At 43.2% G+C, this 21,660-nt stretch carries 23 protein-coding genes and 1 riboswitch; of the genes, 13 read left to right on the top strand and 10 right to left on the bottom strand.

The annotated features are described in order from the left end of the window. Positions 1 to 20 precede the first annotated feature (20 nt). The 6 genes from C1E58_RS06410 (at position 21) to lysS (ending at position 5,202) form a co-directional block, all read left to right on the top strand. Positions 21 to 863, top strand: coding sequence for a glycoside hydrolase family 25 protein (locus C1E58_RS06410; protein WP_105209776.1), 843 nt, complete (start codon positions 21 to 23; stop codon positions 861 to 863). A gap of 9 nt (positions 864 to 872) precedes the next feature. Then, a riboswitch (TPP riboswitch) is annotated at positions 873 to 968 on the top strand. 52 nt (positions 969 to 1,020) lie between these two features. Next, positions 1,021 to 1,569, top strand: a complete 549-nt coding sequence (gene thiT / locus C1E58_RS06405; RefSeq protein ID WP_105209775.1) for an energy-coupled thiamine transporter ThiT — start codon at positions 1,021 to 1,023, stop codon at positions 1,567 to 1,569. 102 nt (positions 1,570 to 1,671) lie between these two features. After that, positions 1,672 to 2,514, top strand: a complete 843-nt coding sequence (locus C1E58_RS06400; protein WP_105209774.1) for a DUF368 domain-containing protein — start codon at positions 1,672 to 1,674, stop codon at positions 2,512 to 2,514. Then, on the top strand, positions 2,514 to 2,996 hold the full coding sequence (locus tag C1E58_RS06395; RefSeq protein ID WP_105209773.1) for an aminoacyl-tRNA deacylase: 483 nt from the start codon (positions 2,514 to 2,516) through the stop codon (positions 2,994 to 2,996). The genes C1E58_RS06400 and C1E58_RS06395 overlap by 1 nt, the downstream gene beginning before the upstream one ends. A gap of 2 nt (positions 2,997 to 2,998) precedes the next feature. Beyond that, positions 2,999 to 3,622, top strand: a complete 624-nt coding sequence (locus tag C1E58_RS06390; protein WP_105209772.1) for a histidine phosphatase family protein — start codon at positions 2,999 to 3,001, stop codon at positions 3,620 to 3,622. 89 nt (positions 3,623 to 3,711) lie between these two features. Then, positions 3,712 to 5,202, top strand: coding sequence for a lysine--tRNA ligase (lysS, locus tag C1E58_RS06385; protein ID WP_105209771.1), 1,491 nt, complete (start codon positions 3,712 to 3,714; stop codon positions 5,200 to 5,202). A gap of 161 nt (positions 5,203 to 5,363) precedes the next feature. Here lysS and C1E58_RS06380 read toward each other — a convergent pair whose 3' ends face one another. The 4 genes from C1E58_RS06380 to C1E58_RS06365 all read right to left on the bottom strand — a co-directional run bounded on the left by C1E58_RS06380 (position 5,364) and on the right by C1E58_RS06365 (position 9,640). Further along, positions 5,364 to 6,428 (bottom strand): LLM class flavin-dependent oxidoreductase, encoded by a 1,065-nt coding sequence (locus C1E58_RS06380; RefSeq protein WP_105209770.1) that lies wholly within the window; start codon positions 6,426 to 6,428, stop codon positions 5,364 to 5,366. A gap of 121 nt (positions 6,429 to 6,549) precedes the next feature. Further along, positions 6,550 to 7,800: an ABC transporter permease gene (locus C1E58_RS06375; RefSeq protein WP_105107375.1), complete on the bottom strand. Its 1,251-nt coding sequence runs from the start codon at positions 7,798 to 7,800 to the stop codon at positions 6,550 to 6,552. After that, positions 7,801 to 8,496: an ABC transporter ATP-binding protein gene (locus C1E58_RS06370; protein WP_024419523.1), complete on the bottom strand. Its 696-nt coding sequence runs from the start codon at positions 8,494 to 8,496 to the stop codon at positions 7,801 to 7,803. Next, positions 8,477 to 9,640 (bottom strand): efflux RND transporter periplasmic adaptor subunit, encoded by a 1,164-nt coding sequence (locus C1E58_RS06365; protein ID WP_105209769.1) that lies wholly within the window; start codon positions 9,638 to 9,640, stop codon positions 8,477 to 8,479. The genes C1E58_RS06370 and C1E58_RS06365 overlap by 20 nt, the downstream gene beginning before the upstream one ends. A gap of 214 nt (positions 9,641 to 9,854) precedes the next feature. Between C1E58_RS06365 and gorA the strand changes: the two genes are divergently transcribed. After that, complete coding sequence (gene gorA, locus C1E58_RS06360) at positions 9,855 to 11,204, top strand: glutathione-disulfide reductase (RefSeq protein WP_105209768.1); 1,350 nt, start codon at positions 9,855 to 9,857, stop codon at positions 11,202 to 11,204. A gap of 155 nt (positions 11,205 to 11,359) precedes the next feature. Here the strand turns inward: gorA and C1E58_RS06350 are convergent, their stop codons facing one another. After that, positions 11,360 to 12,097, bottom strand: coding sequence for a cyclase family protein (locus C1E58_RS06350; protein WP_105209767.1), 738 nt, complete (start codon positions 12,095 to 12,097; stop codon positions 11,360 to 11,362). Between the two features lie 184 nt (positions 12,098 to 12,281). Here C1E58_RS06350 and C1E58_RS06345 point away from each other — a divergent pair, with 184 nt between their 5' ends. Beyond that, positions 12,282 to 12,821 (top strand): biotin transporter BioY, encoded by a 540-nt coding sequence (locus C1E58_RS06345; RefSeq protein WP_105209766.1) that lies wholly within the window; start codon positions 12,282 to 12,284, stop codon positions 12,819 to 12,821. Positions 12,822 to 12,828: 7 nt separating this feature from the next. Here C1E58_RS06345 and C1E58_RS06340 read toward each other — a convergent pair whose 3' ends face one another. Further along, complete coding sequence (locus C1E58_RS06340; protein WP_004194749.1) at positions 12,829 to 13,044, bottom strand: YdbC family protein; 216 nt, start codon at positions 13,042 to 13,044, stop codon at positions 12,829 to 12,831. 92 nt (positions 13,045 to 13,136) lie between these two features. On the opposite strand from C1E58_RS06340, the gene C1E58_RS06335 reads away from it, so the two are divergent. After that, complete coding sequence (locus tag C1E58_RS06335) at positions 13,137 to 13,460, top strand: hypothetical protein (RefSeq protein WP_105209765.1); 324 nt, start codon at positions 13,137 to 13,139, stop codon at positions 13,458 to 13,460. A gap of 16 nt (positions 13,461 to 13,476) precedes the next feature. Here the strand turns inward: C1E58_RS06335 and C1E58_RS06330 are convergent, their stop codons facing one another. Further along, positions 13,477 to 14,763 (bottom strand): peptidase U32 family protein, encoded by a 1,287-nt coding sequence (locus C1E58_RS06330; protein ID WP_024381544.1) that lies wholly within the window; start codon positions 14,761 to 14,763, stop codon positions 13,477 to 13,479. Between the two features lie 189 nt (positions 14,764 to 14,952). Further along, complete coding sequence (locus C1E58_RS06325) at positions 14,953 to 15,882, bottom strand: peptidase U32 family protein (RefSeq protein ID WP_105144757.1); 930 nt, start codon at positions 15,880 to 15,882, stop codon at positions 14,953 to 14,955. A 158-nt stretch (positions 15,883 to 16,040) separates the two neighbouring features. Between C1E58_RS06325 and C1E58_RS06320 the strand changes: the two genes are divergently transcribed. Then, entirely contained in the window at positions 16,041 to 16,346 is a 306-nt protein-coding gene (locus tag C1E58_RS06320; protein WP_105209764.1) for a DUF3270 domain-containing protein, read from the top strand. Between the two features lie 173 nt (positions 16,347 to 16,519). Here C1E58_RS06320 and C1E58_RS06315 read toward each other — a convergent pair whose 3' ends face one another. Then, positions 16,520 to 17,455, bottom strand: coding sequence for a manganese-dependent inorganic pyrophosphatase (locus C1E58_RS06315; protein WP_024384619.1), 936 nt, complete (start codon positions 17,453 to 17,455; stop codon positions 16,520 to 16,522). Between the two features lie 137 nt (positions 17,456 to 17,592). Between C1E58_RS06315 and C1E58_RS06310 the strand changes: the two genes are divergently transcribed. Then, the gene (locus C1E58_RS06310) at positions 17,593 to 19,290 is read left to right on the top strand and encodes a M3 family oligoendopeptidase (RefSeq protein WP_105209763.1); all 1,698 of its coding nucleotides are present in this window, start codon (positions 17,593 to 17,595) and stop codon (positions 19,288 to 19,290) included. A 28-nt stretch (positions 19,291 to 19,318) separates the two neighbouring features. On the opposite strand, the gene C1E58_RS06305 is transcribed toward C1E58_RS06310, so the two are convergent. Continuing rightward, positions 19,319 to 19,666, bottom strand: a complete 348-nt coding sequence (locus tag C1E58_RS06305) for a winged helix-turn-helix transcriptional regulator (RefSeq protein ID WP_105209762.1) — start codon at positions 19,664 to 19,666, stop codon at positions 19,319 to 19,321. 155 nt (positions 19,667 to 19,821) lie between these two features. Between C1E58_RS06305 and C1E58_RS06300 the strand changes: the two genes are divergently transcribed. Together C1E58_RS06300 and C1E58_RS06295 are read left to right on the top strand one after the other, a co-directional pair. Further along, positions 19,822 to 20,361 (top strand): NADPH-dependent FMN reductase, encoded by a 540-nt coding sequence (locus C1E58_RS06300; protein WP_105209761.1) that lies wholly within the window; start codon positions 19,822 to 19,824, stop codon positions 20,359 to 20,361. Between the two features lie 237 nt (positions 20,362 to 20,598). Next, on the top strand, positions 20,599 to 21,441 hold the full coding sequence (locus C1E58_RS06295) for a VOC family protein (protein WP_105209760.1): 843 nt from the start codon (positions 20,599 to 20,601) through the stop codon (positions 21,439 to 21,441). Positions 21,442 to 21,660 lie beyond the last annotated feature (219 nt).

Genomic DNA, 21,660 nt, shown 5'->3' with positions numbered 1-21,660 from the left:
TTTAAGATAAAATAATAGGGATGAGAAAGAAATTGAATCCAATGGTTGTTATTGGTTTTTTCCTATCTTTTTTTATTCTCATTTCCATCACTGGTGTTCTTGGAAATGCTGCCAATAAAAAAGAAACCGTAACAGCCCAATCAAGCACTAGCGCTAGCTCTAAAAACACAGGTACCAAGCCTAGCTACCATATCACAAATGCCCTTGAAATGAAACCAATCATCGATGTTTCTGCCTGGCAAAGACCATCAGAGATTGACTATGATACACTGAGTCAAAATATTTCAGGTGCTATCGTCCGTATCCAAAGTGGCTCACATACAAAAAATGAAAATACAGCCACTGACAAGAATGGTCTAGATAAATCCTATGCAACCCACATTAAAGAATTTCAAGCTCGAAATGTCCCCGTTGCAGTTTACGCCTATGTGACAGGTAACAGCATTGAAAACATGAAAGAAGAGGCTCGTAGTTTCTATAAGGCTGCCAACCAATATAATCCTACATTTTATTGGTTAGATGTTGAAGAATATACCATGGACGATATGAATGCTGGGGTCGAAGCCTTCCGTAAGGAACTAGAAACCTTGGGCGCCAAGAACATCGGTATCTATATCGGAACCTATTTCATGGAAGATCACAGCATTAAGGTTGATAAGTTTGATGCCATCTGGATACCTACCTACGGCGATGACTCAGGCTACTATAACGCCGCGCCAAGTACCGATCTCGATTACGACCTTCATCAGTACACCTCTCGAGGCTACGTCAATGGCTTTGCCAATCATTTAGACCTTAACCTTATCACAACCCTGAAGGATCCAAATCAGGTCTACCAAAAACTGTTCACAGTCCCTGAATAAAATTAAATATCTACCACAAAGGAGTGCTTCGGCTGAGATCGCTTTTGCGAAATCCTCGAACCTGATCTAGTTAAGACTAGCGTAGGGATTGTGTAAGTATCTGATATCAACAGTATCAGACCTGCTCCTTTGTTCATTAAAAACAAAGGAGCTTTTTATGTATCAATCAAACATTCGTCTATTAGCCGAAATCGCAATCTTCTCTGCCATCGCCCTTGTCTTTGACAAATTCCCTCTCTTTACCATGCCACAAGGCGGCTCTGTTTCTCTCGTTATGTTGCCTATTCTTTTTCTTGCCCTACGTCATGGATGGAGTATCGGCATTCTTGCAGGTGGGATTGTAGGCACTACTCAGCTTTTCTATGGCGGTTATTTTCTGAATGTCTTCCAAGTCTTCCTTGACTATGCCCTCTCCTATGCTGGAATTGGATTAGCAGGATTCTTGGCTCCCTTCCTTACCAAACAAAAAGAGCTAAAACAAGCCACTCTTGTCATTAGTCTGGCGAGTCTTCTAGGAGGCAGCATTCGACTGCTTGCCACCTTCCTCTCTGGAATTATCTTCTATGCTGACTATGCTCCTGCTGGTACACCTGTCTGGCTCTATTCCTTTACCTATAATATTAGCTACATTCTTCCTTCGACCATCATTGCTTGTGTCCTACTCATTTTACTCTACAAAGCTAGACCAAGTTTTTATCATATGTAATAGATCGTGCCTGTGAGATTTTGTCTTTCAGGCACTCTTTTTGAAGATTTTCAGAGGGTTTGTGCTATAATGGGGACATTATAAATACATTTGGAGGACATTATGGCTTCTTGGATTGCAAGAATAATTAAAGGTATGATTATCGCCCTTGGCTTTATCTTACCTGGTGTTTCTGGGGGAGTACTGGCTGCTATCCTTGGAATTTACGAACGCTTAATTGGATTTTTGGCCAATATTCGCAAGGATTTTAAAGAAAACTTTCTTTTCTTTGTACCTGTCGGAATCGGTGGTATTTTGGGGATAGCACTCTTTTCATTTCCAGTTGAATATCTCTTGCAACATTTCCAAGTTCCAGTTTTGTGGGCCTTTGCAGGAGCAATCGTCGGAACCATTCCCAGCTTGGTCAAAGAGTCAACACTCAAAAGTCAACGGGATAGCCTTGATTGGGCTTGGTTGATTGGTACCTTTGTGGTTTCTGGGCTCTTGCTCTATAACTTAAATAGCCTTGTAGGAACTCTTCCAGCAAACTTTGCAAGTTTTGTCTTGGCAGGTGCCTTGATTGCGCTAGGCATTCTCGTCCCTGGACTTAGCCCGTCAAACCTCTTGCTAATTTTGGGCATTTACACGCCAATGCTCAATGGGTTCAAATCACTTGATTTATTCGGTACCTTCCTACCCATCGCTATCGGTGGCCTTCTTGCAATGGTTGCCTTTTCAAAAGCCATGGACCATGCTCTGAAAGTATACCATTCACGTGTTTATCACTTTATTATTGGTATTGTATCGTCTTCAACTCTCTTGATTTTAATTCCACAAGCAGGAAATAAAGAGGCAATTTCTTATGCAGGAGCCAACTTTATGACATGGATTGCTGCTCTTGTGCTATTTGTCTTAGGAGCATGGTTGGGACTTTGGATGAGTAAACTTGAGGAAAAATATAAATAATGGCTAAAAAGGTTAAAATAAAGAAAACCTTGGTGGACCAAATTTTAGACAAGGCTAAGATCGATCATGATAGCCTTGTTTTAAATGCCCTCGATGGCCAACTACCACCAGGAATTGAAGAAGACGAAATTTACAAAACACTGGCATTGACAGGAGATAAAACAGGGCCTGTCATTGGAATCGTGCCAATCACTGAGCACCTATCTGAGAAAAAATTAGCCAAGATTTCTGGCAATAAAAAAGTCAGCATGATTCCGCAAAAGGACTTGGAAAAGACAACTGGCTATGTTCACGGTGCCAACAATCCCGTGGGTATTCGTCAGAAGCATAATTTCCCAATCTACATTGACCAATCTGCCCTTGAACTCGGTCACTTGATTGTCTCAGCAGGTGAAATTGGTCGTTCGATAAAAATCGATAGCCAGGTTTTAGCTGATTTTGTAAAGGCTGACTTTTCTGATTTGATTGAAGGGAGAGATTAGACTTGAAAATCTACTTTGTCCGTCACGGTAAAACCGAATGGAATTTGGAGGGACGCTTTCAAGGCGCTTCTGGAGATTCGGCTCTCTTGCCACAAGCTTTTGAAGAGCTGGAATTGCTAGGAAAACACTTGGCAGACCTGCCTTTCGATGCTATTTATTCTAGTGATTTACAACGTGCAACAATCACTGCTGAACAGATTGCCAAAGCCAATCGATATTGTCAAACCGTCCAGACTAGCCCTCAATTACGGGAATGGAGTTTTGGAAAATTGGAAGGAAGCAAGATGTCGATTTTTCGTTCTATCTATCCCAAGCAAGCACGGGCTCTCAAACATAATCTAGCTCTTTTTGATAATGACCTATTTGAAGCTGAGAGCGTTCGCCAGGTAACTCAACGAATGGTGGACTTTGTCCAATCGCTGAAAGGGCAAGACATGGAAACAATCCTCATCGTCAGCCATGGTGCCTTTCTAACCGCTTCTATCCATCGCCTGCTTGGTTTTTCACCTGCCCAACTGCGTCACAGAGGTGGTTTGGACAATGCCTCCATTTCCATTTTGGAAACGACAGACTTTGAACACTTTACAGAATTAGCTTGGAATGATACCAGCTACAAATCTCACTAAGAAAGCAGTTTCTTGCTTTCTTTTTTGCTGATTTTTTGCCTATTCTATGATAAAATAGAAATAACAGACTTTGGAGGAATGAAATTTTTATGTCAACTGAACATTTTGAAGAATTAAATGACCAACAGATTGTCCGTCGTGAAAAAATGACGGCCCTTGCTGAACAGGGCATTGACCCATTTGGAAAACGTTTTGAGCGTTCTGCAAATTCAGCTGAATTGAAGGCCCAGTACGAAGACAAATCAAAAGAAGACTTGGAAGAATTGGGCCAAACAGCTATCATCGCAGGCCGTATTATGACCAAGCGTGGTAAGGGTAAAGCAGGTTTTGCTCACATTCAAGACCGCGAAGGCCAGATTCAAATCTACGTTCGTAAGGATGATGTTGGCGAAGAAAATTATGAAATCTTCAAAAAAGCAGACCTTGGTGACTTTATCGGTGTCGAGGGAGATGTCTTCAAGACAAACGTTGGTGAGTTGTCTATCCACGCTCGCAAATTAACTCACCTGTCTAAAGCGCTCCGCCCATTGCCAGAAAAATTCCACGGTTTGACAGACATCGAGACCCGCTACCGCAAGCGTTATTTGGACTTGATTACCAACCGTGAGAGCTTTGATCGCTTTGTGACCCGCTCAAAAATTATCTCAGAAATCCGCCGTTACCTTGACGGACTTGGTTTCTTGGAAGTGGAAACACCTGTCCTTCACAACGAAGCTGGTGGTGCTGCAGCTCGTCCATTCATCACCCACCACAATGCCCAAAACATTGACATGGTCCTTCGTATCGCGACAGAACTCCACCTCAAACGCCTGATTGTCGGCGGTATGGAACGCGTTTATGAAATCGGCCGTATCTTCCGTAACGAAGGTATGGATGCGACCCACAACCCTGAGTTCACTTCCATTGAGGTTTACCAAGCCTATGCGGATTACTTGGACATCATGGACTTGACCGAAGGAATTATCCAGCATACTGCCAAGGCTGTTGTCGGTGATGGTCCTGTGACTTATCAGGATACTATCATTAACATCCACGAACCATTCAAGCGTATCCACATGGTCGATGCTATCAAGGAACAAACTGGCGTGGACTTCTGGCAAGAGATGAGCTTCGAGGAAGCAAAAGCCCTTGCAGCTGAGCACAAGGTCCCTGTGGAAAAACACCATACAGAAGTTGGTCAAATCATCAACAGCTTCTTTGAAGAATACGTTGAAGCAACTCTTATCCAACCAACCTTTGTCTATGGTCACCCAGTAGCCGTATCTCCACTAGCTAAGAAAAACGATGAAGACCCACGCTTCACAGACCGCTTTGAGCTCTTCATCATGACCAAGGAATACGGAAACGCCTTTACAGAATTGAACGACCCAATCGACCAATTGGAACGCTTCGAAGCCCAAGCTAAGGCTAAAGAACTCGGTGACGACGAAGCGACAGGCGTTGACTACGACTATATCGAAGCCCTTGAATACGGTATGCCACCAACAGGCGGCTTAGGAATCGGTATCGACCGCCTCTGCATGCTCTTGACAGACACCACTACTATTCGGGATGTACTATTGTTCCCTACTATGAAATAGGTGACAACAAACTTTTTCACCACTGCTACTGAACATACTCTTGGAAATTCCAAGAGTATTTTTGTACGCAAAAAAGCCTGGTCAACTGACCAAGCTTTTAAGGAGATTATGAAAAATATTTAGGATTAACTATAGTATAGCTCATCTTATCAACTATCTCATCAGTCTTGAGACTGATTCTCTTCTTTCTTAGCAAAATATGCTCGGACGATTGGCGCGACTTCTGTTCCGTAGAGTTCGATGGCACGGAGAACATCTTCATGCGGCATTGAGCCTATTGGGAGATGGAGGAAGAAACGGTCCAAGTCAAGTGTTTCAATGGTCTTGATGATTTTTTCAGCAACTCGTTTTGGATCTCCGACGATGGTTGCCCCTTCGTCTGTCAGGGAGTAGAGATATTGCGCCTTGGTCATCTCGCTCCAATGTGGACGGTCTTTGGCAATATTGTCCGTAATTACTTTGGTTGGATGATAGTATTCTTCCACAGCCTTGTCATGGTCGTCTGCAATCCAACCCCAAGAATGAGCTGCAACTTTCGTTTTCTTTGGATCATGACCTGAGTTGCGGGCAACCTTGCGATAGGCATCGACTAAAGGTTTAAAGCGATGGGCACCTGCACCAATGACTGCATACACAATCGGCAAGCCTTTCTTAGCAATCTTGATAGTGGATTCTACATTGCCCCCAGTTGCCACCCAAATGGGAAAATCTTCTTGGACAGGACGTGGATAGACTGGCTTATTATCGACTGACTGGGTAAAATGCCCATCCCACTTGAGATTGGTTTCCTTATCGATTTCCAGAAGCATATCCAACTTTTCATCGAAGAGTTCTTCATAATCATGGAGATCATAGCCAAACAAGGGGAATGACTCCGTAAAGGAACCACGACCCGCCATGATTTCCGCTCTGCCATTTGACAAAGCATCAATGGTGGTGTACTGCTGATAAAGTCGTACAGGGTCCATGGAAGAAAGGATTGAAACTGCTGATGTTAGCTTGATATGCTTGGTATTGACGGCACCAGCTGCCAGCACAATCTCAGGTGCAGAAACCGCAAAATCTTCTCGGTGATGCTCCCCAATCCCATATACATCAAGCCCCACCGCATCAGCTAGTTCGATTTCTTTGACTAGCTGACGGATCCGCTCGTCGTGGCTGTACGTTTTCCCTGTTTTTTCTAGTGGAGTTGTTTCGCCAAATGTGGAAATACCTAATTCTACCATGATGTGTTCTCCTTTACATCCATTACTTATTTGATGGTTTTATTTTATTACTAATTAGTGATACAGTCAAGGCATTTGCTCAAAAAATAAAACGACTAGGCAAACCTAATCGTTTTACATCTTATTCGTAACGTAATGCTTCAATCGGATCCAACTTAGATGCCTTATTAGCAGGAAGAACACCGAAGACAATACCGACTGCTGCTGAAAATGCCAGACTTCCCAGAACAACTGGAATTGAAATTTCAGCCGTCATTTCTCCCATAACCTTTGTAGCGTTGAGAGTAAACACAATAGCTTGAGCGATAGCTAGTCCAATTCCTCCGCCCAAAGTAGTCAATACCATAGCTTCAATCAAGAACTGCATCAAGATATTTCCTCGGGTTGCTCCAAGAGCTTTACGGAGACCGATTTCTCGAGTCCGCTCAGTCACAGATACCAGCATGATGTTCATTACACCAATACCACCGACTAAAAGCGAAATACCAGCAACTGCACCGATAAACATGGTGACCCCTGCCATTTCTGTCCTAAGGGAATCCAACATAGCCGACATATCATAGATGTTGTATCTTGCCTCTTTCAAGCCAGTGACTCTCGTTAAATAATCTGCAGCAGCTTGACCGAGTTCACCAGCTCGACTCACATCATCAACATGAACATACAGACCACTATTTTCTTTCATGCCCATTTCAGCAGCCAACTGCGTATTGGTCATGACAGCATTTCCTCCAGAATTCATCCCGTAGAGGGCTGTACCCGCTTTTGGATCTTTGTAAACACCGACAACAAGGTATGAATTGTCATTGACACTAACTGTCTGGTTTAGAGAAGACTCGATGGACCCAAATAATTTTTCAGCCAAGGCAACATCCAACATGATGATGCGAGAAAAACGACTATAATCATTGGCAGTAAATTGACGACCTGCTAAGATTTCAAATTCCTTGACAGTAAAGTATGACTGGCTAACCCCATTTATGTTAACATTTTCAGCCTTTTTGTTTCCAAATGAAACCTCTGCCATATTTGAATTACTGATATAGTAGTTACTAATCCCATCAATCTCTAAGAGTCCTTGCAGCATGGAGTCTGTCAAATCTGGTTCTTCTTCCATTGACACTTCTCCGCCAACAATACCACCGAAGATTCCAGTTGATCCTGCACCTTCTGGAGCAATATAGGAAGTAAAATAGACCTGAACATTATTTTGGTCACCTGCCAGTGCCTTTTCTATGCTCTTGGACATCCCTGTTCCCAATGCCACAATGATAACCACTGCAGCCACACCAATGATAATACCTAACATAGTCAAGAGGGAACGCATCTTGTGGGCTAGGATAGATTTTAGGGCAAACTTCCAGTTTTCCATCTATACCTCCTCCCTTCTACTATCTTCCGTAATAATTCCATCACGCAAGACTATTTTACGTTTGGCATAGGCTGCAATCTCAGGCTCGTGTGTAACCATAATAATGGTCTTGCCTTCATTATTCAACTCTGTCAAGAGTTCCATAATTTGCTCACCTGTCTTTGTATCCAAGGCTCCAGTAGGCTCATCCGCCAGAATAATAGCTGGTGTATTGACCAATGCACGCGCAATGGCAACCCGCTGTTTTTGTCCACCTGATAATTCTGACGGTAGGTGGGTCATCCGTTCTGCCAACTCTACTTTTTCCAAATAACGCTTGGCTAATTTTTTACGTTGATTGGCTGGAACTCCTGCATAAATTAAGGGCAATTCAACATTTTGAAGGGCATTGAGTTTGGAAAGCAAGAAGAATTGTTGGAAGACGAAACCAATTTGGTCATTACGAACGGAAGCTAATTTCTTCTCAGACAGTTGACTGACTTCTTCACCTTCCAACCAATAATTTCCTGTTGTTGACCGATCAAGAAGACCGATAATGTTCATCAAGGTTGATTTCCCTGAACCCGAAGGACCCATAATGGCTAGAAATTCCCCTTCTTCCACTTCTAAATCAATATCTTTAAGGACACGAAGTTCTTGGTCACCGTTTTTATAGGATTTATTGATATTGGTTAATCTAATTAGCTGGTTCTTCATTGGCTTCAACCTCTTTTCCTTCTTCAAGGTCTGGAGTTGGAATGGTGATGACCTGATCCCCTGCTGCAATACCTGCTGTCACCTCTTGATTGAGAGCATCTGCATTTCCAAGAGTGACCTCTACTTTTTTAGCCTTTCCTTCAACAATGGTCCACACAAAGTTTTTATCGCCTTCTGGTACAACTGCTGTTACAGGAATCAAAATATGGTTGGTAGTATTGACCACTTCAATATTGACAGTAAAACCTTGTTTCAATTCGCCCAATTCACTGGTCAAGGCAGCTTTAAAAGGATACTTGGCACCTGAACCACCACTAGTTCCTGTTGCTACACTGGTTGCTTGTTCAGTTGATGGATAGTTAGAAATATAGGTAATCTTACCAGTCCATGTCTTATCTGGGTAAACCTTGCTGGTCAATTTGACTTCTTGGTCTACGGCAATATTGGCCAAGTCGTATTCCGTCAAATTACCTGTTACCTGCAAGCTACCTTGGTTGACGATATGAACAACGGTCTGACTAGTCGCCGAACTTTTGGCAACCGATTTATTGACTTCCACTACTGTACCTGCGACCGTGCTATAGATAGTTGCTTCTGTCAAAGCTGTATAGGCCTTGTCCACTGCTGCTTGCGCATCTGCATAAGAATCATTCAAGTCAGCTAATTGGGAATCCACTGAACGTTGAGCTGCTGCAGTGGCTGCCTCATCCGTTGCAGCATCGCCTGTTGCTTGAACAGTTTGACCATTGTTTTTCAAGTCATAAATCTGACGCCCAATCTTATCCCGACCACGCACGGCTGTATCTAAGGCCGCTTGCAATTCTGTTGCATCGTAACTAACCAAAGGAGTACCAACTTCTACCTGGGCACCTGGTTCAACCAAGACCTCACTCAAATCTCCCTTGGAAGCATCATAATAAACATACTGTTCTTCCGCAGCAGAGATGGTTCCTGTCAATAAGGTTGATGAGGCAATAGAGCCTTCTTTTGCAAGGGTGTAGGTCAAGCTAGGGGCTACTTGTTCTGTGCCAGTTGTCGAACCGCCCAGTACACCTCCAAATACCAAGGCACCACCGATTAAGGCGACAGCCGCAACACCAAGACCACTAAACAAAGCAATTTTAGCTTTCTTTGTCTTTAACATATGGATACTCCTTCTCTATTCAAAACATATTTATTTTGTATTGTCTATATAATACACGAATACACAGATATTTGCAAGTGTTTTCTTAAACATTTTATAAAAAGTTCGGCATTTTTCCAACTTACAATTTTGTAAGCCAACGTAGCGGATTTTTGATTGAAAAATAAAAAAAGGGTAGAATGAAGATAGGTTATTATTTAGAAGGGAAAAACTCATGAAGGAATTTGATATCATTGCCATTGGGGGAGGTAGCGGAGGTATTGCTACCATGAACCGTGCTGCTATGTATGGGGCAAAAGCGGCTGTTATCGAGGGGAGCAATCTAGGCGGTACCTGTGTCAATCTTGGCTGTGTTCCTAAAAAAATCATGTGGTACGGTTCTCAAGTGGCGGAAGCCATTCATCACTATGGTCCAGAGTATGGATTTACCAGCCAGGAAGTGACGTTTGATTTTGCTACCTTGCGTAAAAACCGTGAAGCCTACATTGAACGTTCCCGTACTTCCTATGGGAATACCTTTCATAATAACGGAGTTGAAGTGATCAAGGGTTTTGCTCGCTTTGTTGATTCCCAAACGGTGGAAGTCAATGGGCAACTCATTCGTGCCAAGCACATTGTCATTGCCACTGGGGCACAGCCTGCTGTGCCAAATATTCCAGGTAGTGAGCTCGGCATCGTATCGGATGATGTCTTTGCTTGGGAAGAATTGCCTACATCTGTAGCAGTCATCGGGGCTGGCTATATTGCTGTCGAAATGGCTGGACTTCTCCACGGACTTGGTGTCAAAACTGACCTCTTTGTCCGTGGCAATCGCCCCCTTCGTAATTTTGATAGCTACATCATCCAAGCATTGATGGAAGAAATGGAGCGTACCAACCTCCCTCTCCATACAGGGAAAACACCTGTCAGCCTAGAAAAAACGGAGGATGGCCTCATTCAAATCAACTTTGAAGATGGAAGTAGCCATACTGCTCAACAGGTTCTCTGGGCTATCGGACGCAAGCCAAATGTGGACAAACTCAACCTTGAAGCCGCTGGTGTGCAACTCGCACCATCTGGTCATATCGTCGTTGATGAATACCAAGAAACTGGTATCCCAGGCATTTACGCCCTTGGTGATGTGACAGGGGAAAAAGAATTGACCCCAGTAGCCATCAAGGCAGGTCGCTTGTTGGCTGAACGCCTCTTCAACAACAAACCAACTGCCAAAATGGATTATTCAACCATCCCAACTGTTGTCTTTTCTCATCCCGCTATCGGAACAGTCGGTCTAACCGAAGAAGAAGCCATCGCCCAATATGGTCAGGACAATGTAAAAGTCTATACTTCAGCCTTTACTTCTATGTACACTGCCCTAGCAAGCAATCGCCAAATGGCTAAGTTTAAATTGGTAACTGTCGGAGAAAATGAACAGGTTGTCGGATTACACGGAATTGGCTATGGAGTTGATGAAATGATTCAAGGCTTTTCTGTTGCCATCAAGATGGGAGCAACCAAAGAAGAATTTGATGCCGTTGTAGCCATCCATCCAACTGGCTCGGAAGAATTTGTTACCATGCGTTAATACTCTTCGAAAATCAAAAGCAAACGTTGTTGACTTGATTTGATGAACTTCAGTTCTATCTGCATCTGCGTCGCCTAGTCTGCTTTTGATTTTCATTGAGTATAAGAAAAAAGCCAGACTTGTGTAAGTAAGTACACTGTCTGGTCTTTTTTTCCTTATGGCAAAATAGCAATAGCACGCACTGGCGAACCTGATGCCTTTTCCCAGTGTGGGAAGGCAATGGAAATCAAGGCTCCACTTGCTGGCACCTGATCAAGATTATTCAAGACTTCCAACTGGTAGATGTCTTTGGACAAGAGATAATATTCTTCTGGTAGGCTACCACCGTTTTTGGCAGCGGAAAGACCTGAATCCGTATCCAAGGTTTCATGACCAACAGCTTTTACCTTGCGTTCTTCAATCAAATATTCTAGGGCTTCATGGCTCCAACCTGGTGTATGTTGCACACCTTGATCATCCAAGTTTCGCACAGCATCCTGACTTGGCCAACGTTTTGACCAATCTGAACGAAAAGCGACAAAAGATTCTGGTGCAATTGGGCCATGCTCAGCCTCAAAATCCAAAATATCTTGCTTGCTAATCTCATAGTCATTATTGGCAGCAACCGCTTCGGACTTATCAATCACATAAAGCGGTAGAAGTAAATCTTTCAAGTCAATCTCATCCAGATAGCGAGCCCCTTCAACAAAGTGAATAGGTGGATCGATATGGGTACCATATTGCCCAACAACTGTAAATTGCTCTACAAAAAATCCATCTTTATGGGTAAATAAAGCCTTTTTCTCCAAGGCTGGAAGGGCTGGAAAATGAGGGCTATGCTCATTGATTTGATGGGTCAAATCCACCCAAGTTTTGGATTTAAGTGTACGGTAAATTTCAAGTAGTTCTGACATAGTTAGGCTCGCTTTCTTTTTTTATCATTTTAGCATGAATGACTAAGCCTGCATAATATAAATTTTCTATCTACACCTATAAGTAAAAACTATAACACTGTGACAGCCGATGGTGGAAGCATTGACTTTCATGGCTAGAATGTCTATAATTTTGTTAACCTAGAAAAATAAAAAGGATAACAAAATGACAAACCATTCTACTAAATCTCTTGTTTACATCGCTATCGGAACAGCTCTTATTGCTGCCTTGTCTCAAATCAGCCTCTCTATCGGCCCTGTTCCCTTTACTCTTCAGACCTTAGCTATTGGACTAATCGCCTGTCTCTACAAACCAAAAGAAGCTCTTGCTGGCGTAGCTCTCTACTTGACCTTGGGAGCTGTCGGACTTCCTGTCTTTGCTGGATTTTCAGGTGGTTTTGCTGCCCTTGTCGGACCAACCGCAGGCTTTTTATGGGGCTTCCTAGTCTATGCTGCGCTTACTTCTGCCCTCACCAGATCAGATTCCTCACCAGTGACGGTTTTCTTAGCCTGTCTACTAGGAACTGCTGTCTGTTTCCTTATCGGTTTCTTGGTCTTTAAGCTTGTTTCAGGTGCTAGCTGGTCAGATACATTGGCATGGACGGTTCTACCCTTTATCCTTCCTGATTTGGCAAAAATTGCCTTGGTTACTGTCTGCCACCGCCTCCTCCAACCCATCACAAAAAAAGAAGCCTTTTTCGCTTAGGCTTCTTTTATTTATTAGCAAATGCATCCAAGAGCACTTGGAATTCTTCATTGCTGAGCGTGATTCCCTTACCCATCTTGGTATGGTCGGGACTCCAAGTTCGGATGTCATACTTGGCTGGTGCACCATTAAAGGATACACGATTCAGCTCCTTGGTCCAGCCCTTATCATTCTCAGACAGGACTAAAAGTTTCTCTTCAATTTCAAATGTAAATTCTGCCATTTGTTACCTCCTTCACTTATTTGTTCGAAAAAACTTGTCATTTTTGCGAAAATTCGTTACTATAATTATACCAAGTTTGAAAGGATAATGCCATGAAGAGATTTTTGGAAGTGATTTTAGAGCAGGTCAATATCTTTTTGGGCAATAGCAAAGCTCCTAAGACCATCGAGCCAGACAGCAAGGAAGAGATAAAAAACAATTTGGAGCTTGCCCTCTATAAGAAAGCAGCCATCCATGTTATCTATGGGGACCGCAGTTTTACAGGGGATATTATCAAATACGATACCGAGCGTCAACGACTGATCATGAAAAATTTCAAACGACGCGTGACAAGTATCATCAAAGTTCAAGATATTAAAAAAATCACCCTGGTTCCCGAAAGTGTAAAAACCTCCCAAAAACAAACAAAAGGCTGAAATCCAGCCTTTTATTTTATGCTCGAATGGTTAATGATTGCCCATCTTCTTGGTAGAGGTTGATGAGGCCCGATTTGCAGGCACGAATCATGTCGCCAGGGTAGATTTCTCGGTCCAGCTTAATAGTTAAAAGTTCCATCGGCTTGTTGGCACGTTCAATCTTTTCTCCATTTGAATCACGAAGGTCTTGAATAGTCGTTTCAAAATGGCGGAAACCTGGTCCGTAAAATTCTACTTGGTCGCCTTCGTTGATAACATTGCGTTGGCGAATGGTGGCTGTCATGGTTTCCTTATCAAAGGCTACTACTTCCGCGATGAATTTGTACTCTGGAATTTTACGGCGGGCACCGAAGAGCTGTTCGTTTTCGCTCGGTGGGCTGTAGTAGAAACCTGTTGCCAATTCGCGTTGGGCAACCTTCCACATTTCATCAATCAGGTCTTGTTTAATCGCTTCAAACTTTTCAGGGCTTTCCAGATAGGCATCAACCGCTGCCTTGTAGCAGTTGGTTACGGTTGATACGTAGTGGACAGATTTCATCCGGCCTTCGATTTTCAGGCTATCGACCCCGTTTTCAATCATGTCTGGAATATGGTCGATCATACACATATCCACCGCAGACATGGAGAACTCCTCTGGTATTTCCCCCTTAATCGAACGGCGTTCTTCGCCAAAAGGTAGGTCGTAGAGGTTGTACTTCCAGCGACAAGACTGAGAGCAACCACCGCGGTTGGCATCGCGTTTGCTCATGTGGTTGGAGAGGACGCAGCGGCCTGAGTAGGAAATACACATAGCACCGTGGACAAAGGCTTCGATTTCAACATCTGTCCGTTTGCGGATTTCAGCCACTTCTTCCATGGTCACTTCACGGGCCAGAACAACGCGGGTCAAGCCCAATTCCTTCCAGAACTCAAAGGTTTCGTAGTTGGTAGATGATGCCTGGGTTGACAGGTGGATTTCGAGTCCTGGTGCTTCTGTCGCACAGATAACGATGAGGGCTGGGTCGGATACGATAACGGCATCCAAGCCCATATCCCGCAATTCACGGAACCAGGCTCCTGCTCCTTCTTCATTTCCCTCGTGGGTAACCATGTTGGCAGCTACATAAACCTTGGCACCGCGAGCATGGGCGTACTCAATCCCTTCCCGCATCTCGTCCATGGTAAAGTTACCAGCTCGGCTACGCAGACCGTAGGCCTGGCCACCGACAAAGACAGCATCGGCACCATAATCAATGGCTACCTTTAATTTTTCCAATGTCCCAGCAGGTGACAAGACCTCGGGACGCTTTAATGTTTTTGACATAATAAACTTCTTTCTATTTGCGACGGTTTCCACGTGAAAACGATACTTTTTCATGTGGAAACCTAGTGCAGAGTTTAGAAAATCGCCCAAAGGCGTTTTCGTGCTCTGACCTTACATAGTAAGTGACAGAGCTAACTCTGCCAGGATAGAGTAAGTAAAATAATAATAAATATATGATTAAACTGAGACTTATTTGACTTTATTACGATCAAATTCGTAGAAACCTGTATCCAAACCTCGCTCGGCTGGGTGGAGCTTGCGAACTTGCTCATCTAAGAGGAAGGCCTGGTCGTAGGTAAACTCCCCTTTTTCAATCAAATCTCTAGCTTGTACAAAGAGCTTGGCGATTTCAACAAAATTTTGTCCTGGACAATAGATACCATCCAGTTTCCAGTTATGGTAGCCATGCTCATCCAACTCCGATAACTTGGTCATCATATCAATGTCATTGTTGATAAAGATGTGGGTACCGTGCTTGTCTTCAAAAATAGAGTAGTGACTATCTGGATCACTCGGTTCTGCTAAGAAAAGTCCACGTCCACGTGACAAGTCTGTTTCGTCAGCCTTGGTAAAATTATAATAATTTTGCAACAAGGTCCGCTTGGAATGGTGGATAACTGAAGCACCGTACACCAAGATTTCCGCAGGAATTTCCAAATTTTTGGCAATATCAAAGAGTTCTTCCGACGGAATTTCCCGTGCTAAAACAGCCTCCACTGCCCCGTGGTCTTTCCAGAAATTAATCTGGCGACTGGAGGTGACAAAGACAGATGTATCGTAGATTAACTTGAAATTATAGCCGTCCCGCTTGTTGATATAGAAAATACCTGTATCACCGACAACCAGATAATCCACTTTGATTTCTCTCATCAATTCCATAAAAGGCTTGATGTTGTCCATCATATCTTGGTGCATGAGGGCATTGGCCGCAACGGTCAGTTCCTTACCTGCACCATGAACCAGCTCTGCTATTTCCCGAAGTTCATCATAGGTAAAGTTTGTCGGGATGCGGAGGGCATGGTCCGCTTCACCAACATAAATACGGTCAACGCCTGCAGCTAGCAGTTCTTTAACCTGTTCAATACTTTCAGCTGTTGCTGTAATGATAATTTTTCCCATAAAGATAATTATATCAAAAAGAGATTTGTATGGTAAGTCACCTCTGGTATTTTAATGTTCAGACTTTTCTCATTTTCTCTTGTAACCTTATTGTAATATAAATGTCATAAAATTTCATAAATGTTATGGTATGCTTAAGAAGCAGAAAAGGAGACGATATGGCATTAAGACACTATCAGTCCCACGAATACCAGTACGAAGAGTATATCCCGAAAGAGAAGCAAACCACTGTTCAAGCCTATCAGGTAAAAAATACAAAAAAAGAACGCATCAATGAACTACTATTCTTTGTGAATATTGTTCTATTTAGCTTGATTACAGTTATATCTGCCTATGTCTATCTATCAGTAGGTTTACCTGTTTTTCTTGCTTTGGTTCTAGCAACTGCAACGGGATTTATCGGTTTTCGTTTGATTCAAGTTGGACTAAAAAAGAAATTTAAATTGAGACAAACACGCAAATAAAATTATAAAACAAAGAGCGACGGATTACTCCTCGCTCTTTTTGCTTATCCTTCTTCCCTCGATCGTCGACGTAATAAAAGATAAACTAAATGACGATAATGAAAAAAAGCACCCGAAGGTGCTAGGTAAGACCATCCTACCGACTTCAAGTTCGATGTCGATAGAAAAATTCATTAGGCGTTGAAAGCGTCAGTCAACTGCGGTACCACTTGTTTCTTACGTGAAACGGCACCTGCAAGGAAGGCGTGGTTGTTTTCCAACTTGAAGTTGAAGGCTGCTTCTACCTTGTCCATGTTGCTACCGAGCGCAAGGATTTCAGAGTTTGAGTTAACGATGTCTGTAATCATGAGGACAAAGTCAGAGTAGCCATTTGCTGCTGATGCTGCTGTCATAGCTGCTTCGATTTCTGCTTGGCGTTCCAAGACTTCTGCAATATCCACAGTGTTGACTTGGGCTACACGTACGTCATTTCCGTTCAAACCAAAGGTTTTTGCGTCGATGTCAATCAATTCTTCTGCTGACTTGCTGGCAAGGTTGGTTCCTGCTTTCAAGAGTGCCAAGCCGTATTCTTCCAAGTTCACACCAGCAATTTCAGCCAATTCAGCTGCTACTTGTGGATCTGTTGCATGAGTAGTTGGCGATTTGAGCAAGAGGGTATCTGAAATCAAACCTGACAAGAGAAGACCAGCCACTTCTTTTGGAGGTGTTACTCCATTTTCTTTGAAGGCACGGTAAACGATTGATGATGCTGAACCTACTGGCTCCAAACGCATGTACAATGGGTTTGCCGTTTCAAAGTTTGCGACACGGTGGTGGTCAATAACAGCTGCCACTTCTACATCTTTGATGTCTGCGATTGATTGTTGGAATTCATTGTGGTCTGTCAAGATGACCTGGCTAACGCCTTCTGCCTTAGCAGACTCAACCACGCGCGGTGCAGTCACACCAAAATAGTCAAGTGCAAAAGCTGTTTCTTCATTTGGCGTTCCAAGTGCAACTGCTTCCGCATCACGACCAAACACTTCACGCTCCAAGTGAGCCCAACCGTATGATGATGCAATGGCATCTGTATCAGGATTTTGGTGACCAAAAACTAAAAATTTAGACATGTCTACAACCTCATTTTTCTAATAATCTCCTACATTTTACCACAAAACTGATGACTTGTGAACATAGATAGGTCAGGATTTGCCAAACGTTTTCAAAAAGAGTAAGATAGTAGATAACAATGCAAAAGGAGAACCATATGAAATTTTCAGACTATACCTACGTTCGTCCAGATTATGCAGCTATCAAGGCTCAATTTTCTGACCTGACAGACCAGTTGGCTGCGGCTAGAGATTTGGAAACAACTCGCACACTTGTAGCAGACATCACCAAACTGCTCAGTTTGGTCGACACTCAGTACAACCTCTGGATGATTCGCCATTCTATTGATATGAACGATGAGTTCTACAATGAAGAAACCAAGTTTTGGAATGAATATTCGCCACTTTTTGAAGAATTGACCACCAACTACTACCGTGTCATCGTCCAGACGCCTTACAAGGAAGAGTTGTCAGATATCTTGCCTAAAACCTTCTTCATGCTGGCTGAGAACAAGCTCAAAACCTTCTCATCAGACGTCATTCCATTACTGCAAAAAGAAAATGAATTATCTGATGAATACAGCAAACTGATTGCTGGAGCAGAGATTGATTTCCAAGGACAGACTTACAACTTGGCACAAATGGGGCCATTCGGTCAATCAACCGACCGTGAAGTCCGCAAGGCTGCTTCTGCTGCTACAACTGCCTTCTTTGAAAGCAAGGAAGCTGATTTCGACCGCGTTTACGATGAATTGGTCAAAGTCCGCACGGAAATCGCCCACAAACTTGGCTTCAAGGACTACGTAGAATACGGCTATCTCAAGATGAACCGTTTTGATTACAATCGTGATATGGTCAAAGTTTACCGTGAGGAAATCCTCAAACATATCGTACCGATTGTACAAAATCTTCGTCAACGCCAAGCCAAACGCTTGCAGGTACCAAGCCTCAAACACTACGACCTCAATCTTGAGTTCTTAGACGGAAATGCTGTTCCTCAAGGTGACCCTGACTTTATCGTCAGCCAAGCCCAAGACATGTACCGCGAATTGTCCGCAGAAACAGGCGAGTTCTTCGACTTCATGGTGGAACACGAATTGCTTGATCTAGTTGCCAAAACTGGCAAGGATAGCGGTGGCTACTGCACCTATATCCCTGATTTCAAGAGCCCATTCATCTTCTCCAACTTCAACGGTACCAGCGGTGATATTGATGTCTTGACCCACGAAGCAGGTCATGCTTTCCAAGTCTATCGTTCGCGTTGGATTCAAAGTCCAGAAGTTGTCTGGCCAACCTACGAAACCTGTGAAATCCATTCCATGTCTATGGAATTTATGACCTGGCCGTGGATGGACCGTTTCTTCAAGGAACAAGTTGATAAATATAAATTCAGCCACTTGGCTGGCACTCTACTCTTCTTGCCTTACGGTGTCTTGGTAGACCACTTCCAGCACGAAGTCTATGAACACCCCGAGATGACACCAGCAGAACGCAAGGCGACTTGGAAGAAACTCCAAGACCTCTACTTGCCAGACCGTGATTATTCTGAGTCAGAAGCCCTCAACCGTGGTATCTTCTGGTACCGTCAGGGGCATATTTTTGCCAGCCCATTCTACTACATCGACTATACCTTGGCTCAAGTCTGTGCCCTTCAATTCTGGAAACGCACGCAGGTGGACCACGATGAAACAGCTTGGGCAGACTACATCCGCATCTGTGATTTGGGTGGCACCAAGTCCTTCTTGCAAGTGGTTGAAGCCGCAAACCTCCAATCACCGTTCAAAGAAGGTGCCCTTGAAAGCACAGCCAAGGCTGCTGCCGATTGGTTAAATGCAGTTAAGGATGACGAACTATAAAAGACAAAAATCTGAATGAGATTCTAACTCATTCAGATTTTTTTGCTTTGACAAATTCGATGTACTTATCCCCAAAAACTTCAATTTGCTCCAAAACCAACTTAAATTCCTGACCAATCTCGCTCAGTTCATATTCCACTTTTGGCGGAACCTGTGCATAAACCTTCCGAATGATTAAACCATCATCCTCCAATTGACGTAACTGCTTGGTCAGGGTTGCTTGGGAAATCCCTGTCAATCGACGGTGCATTTCATTAAACCGAATGGGACCTTCTTCGATATGATGTAGTAATAAGATACTCCATTTCCCAGATAAGACACTCTGAGTGGTCACATAAGGACACTCCGGAACCGTATGTTGTGTGAAAGTTGCCATAAATTCTCCTTTATTTTCCCTTGATACTACACATTACTTCACAAAAAGATAGTGACTATTCAAAAAAAACGTACTTGTTTTATTTTTAGTACCTGATACAATAATACCATAAACTGCGAGAGCAGGGAAGAAAAAATTGTTAGAGGTATAACATCATGAAAAACATTCTATTTATCGTCGGTTCACTACGTGAAGGTTCATTCAATCACCAAATGGCCAAGCAAGCTGAAAGCATCTTAGGAGGTCAAGCAACTGTATCTTATCTTAACTATAAAGAAATCCCGCTTATGAACCAAGATTTTGAAACACCAGTCTTGCCAGCTGTCCAAGCTGCACGCGATGCGATTATGGCTGCAGATGCTATCTGGATTTTCTCACCAGTTTACAACTTTGCTATTCCAGGTACTGTGAAGAACTTGATTGACTGGCTCAGCCGTGCCCTAGACTTGTCAGAAACACGTGGCCCATCTGCACTACAAGATAAAATTGTTACTGTATCATCTGTTGCCAATGCTGGACATGAGCCAATGTTCGCTAGCTACCATGCACTCCTACCGTTTGTTCGTATGCAAGTGGTTGGTGAATTTACAGGTACAACTGTCAATCCAGAAGCATGGGGAAATGGACAGTTGGTATTGTCAGAGGAAGCTATTGCTGGTTTGCAAGCACAAGCAAAAGCATTGTTGGAAGCTTAACACAACCTTTCTTTACAAAATTAAGATTGAATAACCAACACTAACTAGAACTTCGGTTCTAGTTTTTTTAAAAATCAATCGAATTCTCCCTTGATATGATACAAAACTTCACCATAAGATAGTGGCTATCCAAAAATTACGTACTTGTAAAATAGTTTGTATGTGTTATAATGATTATACAATCATTTATTTACCTTATGAATTTATTCAAGCCAAATTAGAAAGCCAGGTATTCCTATGTATAATTCCCAATTTGAACTGGGCCATGTTGCCCTCAACGTCCGTGATCTTGAACTCCAAAGTCTCTTTTACCAACAAGTCTTGGGGCTCCAAGTCCTCTCCCAAAGCCCGAACCAGATTGACCTTGGTGTTGGAAAAACCACCCTTGTCCGCCTGATTCAAACTGAGCAGAAAGGCGAAGTCAGCCACAGCTACGGTCTCTACCACTTGGCTATTGTCCTACCTAGCCGTGAGGACTTGGGCACCATTTTCCGTCACTTTATCGACAATAAGATTCCCCTCCAAGGCGCCAGCGACCACGGTTACAGCGAAGCCATTTACCTAGCCGACACCGAAGGCAATGGCATCGAAGTTTACCGTGACCTGCCACAAGATGCATGGGATGTTCGAGCTGACGGTCAAATTGTTGGAAAATCTGAGCCAATGGATACTGAAACGATCTATGCTTTAGGAAAAAAGGCTGACGCAACCTATCAGATGCCAGTTGGCAGTCGCATGGGCCATGTCCATCTATCTGTCCGAGAAAGCGCAGCTTCTAGCCGTTTTTACCAAGAGGTCCTAGCTATCGAGGATAAATTTTCCGTTCCATCTGCAGCCTGGTTAGCTTCTGGCGACTACCATCACCACCTGGCTGTCAATGAATGGGGAGGAAAAAATCTGAAAACCAGACAAGAAGGCATGCCAGGACTTGCCTACTATACGCTCCTCTATTCCAATCCAGAAGCTTTTGAAGCAACCTTGAATCGTGCCATCGCTGCAAACCTAAACCTTCACAGACTAGACAATAGCGCAGCCTTTGTTGATGTGGATGGCATAAAAACTAAGCTTATTTTAGAATAATACGAAAAGAGGCTGGGCAAAAACTAGCTTCTCGCATATAAAAAAACGAGCAATTCCAATTAGGAGTTGCTCGTTTTCCATTTCATGCTTTATAATTATAATAACGACAAAACAACTAGAAAGGCATGAAAATGTATAAACAGTATAACACAAATCAGTTAAGTTTGGAATTAAATCTTGCTTGGGATTTACCTGCTACTCACGAGGCTCGTCTGATTA

Source organism: Streptococcus suis, from assembly GCF_002964575.1.
In the GTDB taxonomy this organism is placed as follows: domain Bacteria; phylum Bacillota; class Bacilli; order Lactobacillales; family Streptococcaceae; genus Streptococcus; species Streptococcus suis_R.
Note: the sequence above shows the minus strand (reverse complement) of the source record. Positions and strands in the feature narration are given on the sequence as shown.

Coding starts and splice junctions, on each gene's coding strand:
- C1E58_RS06410 (WP_105209776.1), top strand. CDS start 21: ATGAGAAAGAAATTGAATCCAATGGTTGTTATTGGTTTTTTCCTATCT.
- thiT (WP_105209775.1), top strand. CDS start 1,021: ATGTATCAATCAAACATTCGTCTATTAGCCGAAATCGCAATCTTCTCT.
- C1E58_RS06400 (WP_105209774.1), top strand. CDS start 1,672: ATGGCTTCTTGGATTGCAAGAATAATTAAAGGTATGATTATCGCCCTT.
- C1E58_RS06395 (WP_105209773.1), top strand. CDS start 2,514: ATGGCTAAAAAGGTTAAAATAAAGAAAACCTTGGTGGACCAAATTTTA.
- lysS (WP_105209771.1), top strand. CDS start 3,712: ATGTCAACTGAACATTTTGAAGAATTAAATGACCAACAGATTGTCCGT.
- C1E58_RS06380 (WP_105209770.1), bottom strand. CDS start 6,428: ATGGTAGAATTAGGTATTTCCACATTTGGCGAAACAACTCCACTAGAA.
- C1E58_RS06375 (WP_105107375.1), bottom strand. CDS start 7,800: ATGGAAAACTGGAAGTTTGCCCTAAAATCTATCCTAGCCCACAAGATG.
- C1E58_RS06370 (WP_024419523.1), bottom strand. CDS start 8,496: ATGAAGAACCAGCTAATTAGATTAACCAATATCAATAAATCCTATAAA.
- C1E58_RS06365 (WP_105209769.1), bottom strand. CDS start 9,640: ATGTTAAAGACAAAGAAAGCTAAAATTGCTTTGTTTAGTGGTCTTGGT.
- gorA (WP_105209768.1), top strand. CDS start 9,855: ATGAAGGAATTTGATATCATTGCCATTGGGGGAGGTAGCGGAGGTATT.
- C1E58_RS06350 (WP_105209767.1), bottom strand. CDS start 12,097: ATGTCAGAACTACTTGAAATTTACCGTACACTTAAATCCAAAACTTGG.
- C1E58_RS06345 (WP_105209766.1), top strand. CDS start 12,282: ATGACAAACCATTCTACTAAATCTCTTGTTTACATCGCTATCGGAACA.
- C1E58_RS06340 (WP_004194749.1), bottom strand. CDS start 13,044: ATGGCAGAATTTACATTTGAAATTGAAGAGAAACTTTTAGTCCTGTCT.
- C1E58_RS06335 (WP_105209765.1), top strand. CDS start 13,137: ATGAAGAGATTTTTGGAAGTGATTTTAGAGCAGGTCAATATCTTTTTG.
- C1E58_RS06330 (WP_024381544.1), bottom strand. CDS start 14,763: ATGTCAAAAACATTAAAGCGTCCCGAGGTCTTGTCACCTGCTGGGACA.
- C1E58_RS06325 (WP_105144757.1), bottom strand. CDS start 15,882: ATGGGAAAAATTATCATTACAGCAACAGCTGAAAGTATTGAACAGGTT.
- C1E58_RS06320 (WP_105209764.1), top strand. CDS start 16,041: ATGGCATTAAGACACTATCAGTCCCACGAATACCAGTACGAAGAGTAT.
- C1E58_RS06315 (WP_024384619.1), bottom strand. CDS start 17,455: ATGTCTAAATTTTTAGTTTTTGGTCACCAAAATCCTGATACAGATGCC.
- C1E58_RS06310 (WP_105209763.1), top strand. CDS start 17,593: ATGAAATTTTCAGACTATACCTACGTTCGTCCAGATTATGCAGCTATC.
- C1E58_RS06305 (WP_105209762.1), bottom strand. CDS start 19,666: ATGGCAACTTTCACACAACATACGGTTCCGGAGTGTCCTTATGTGACC.
- C1E58_RS06300 (WP_105209761.1), top strand. CDS start 19,822: ATGAAAAACATTCTATTTATCGTCGGTTCACTACGTGAAGGTTCATTC.
- C1E58_RS06295 (WP_105209760.1), top strand. CDS start 20,599: ATGTATAATTCCCAATTTGAACTGGGCCATGTTGCCCTCAACGTCCGT.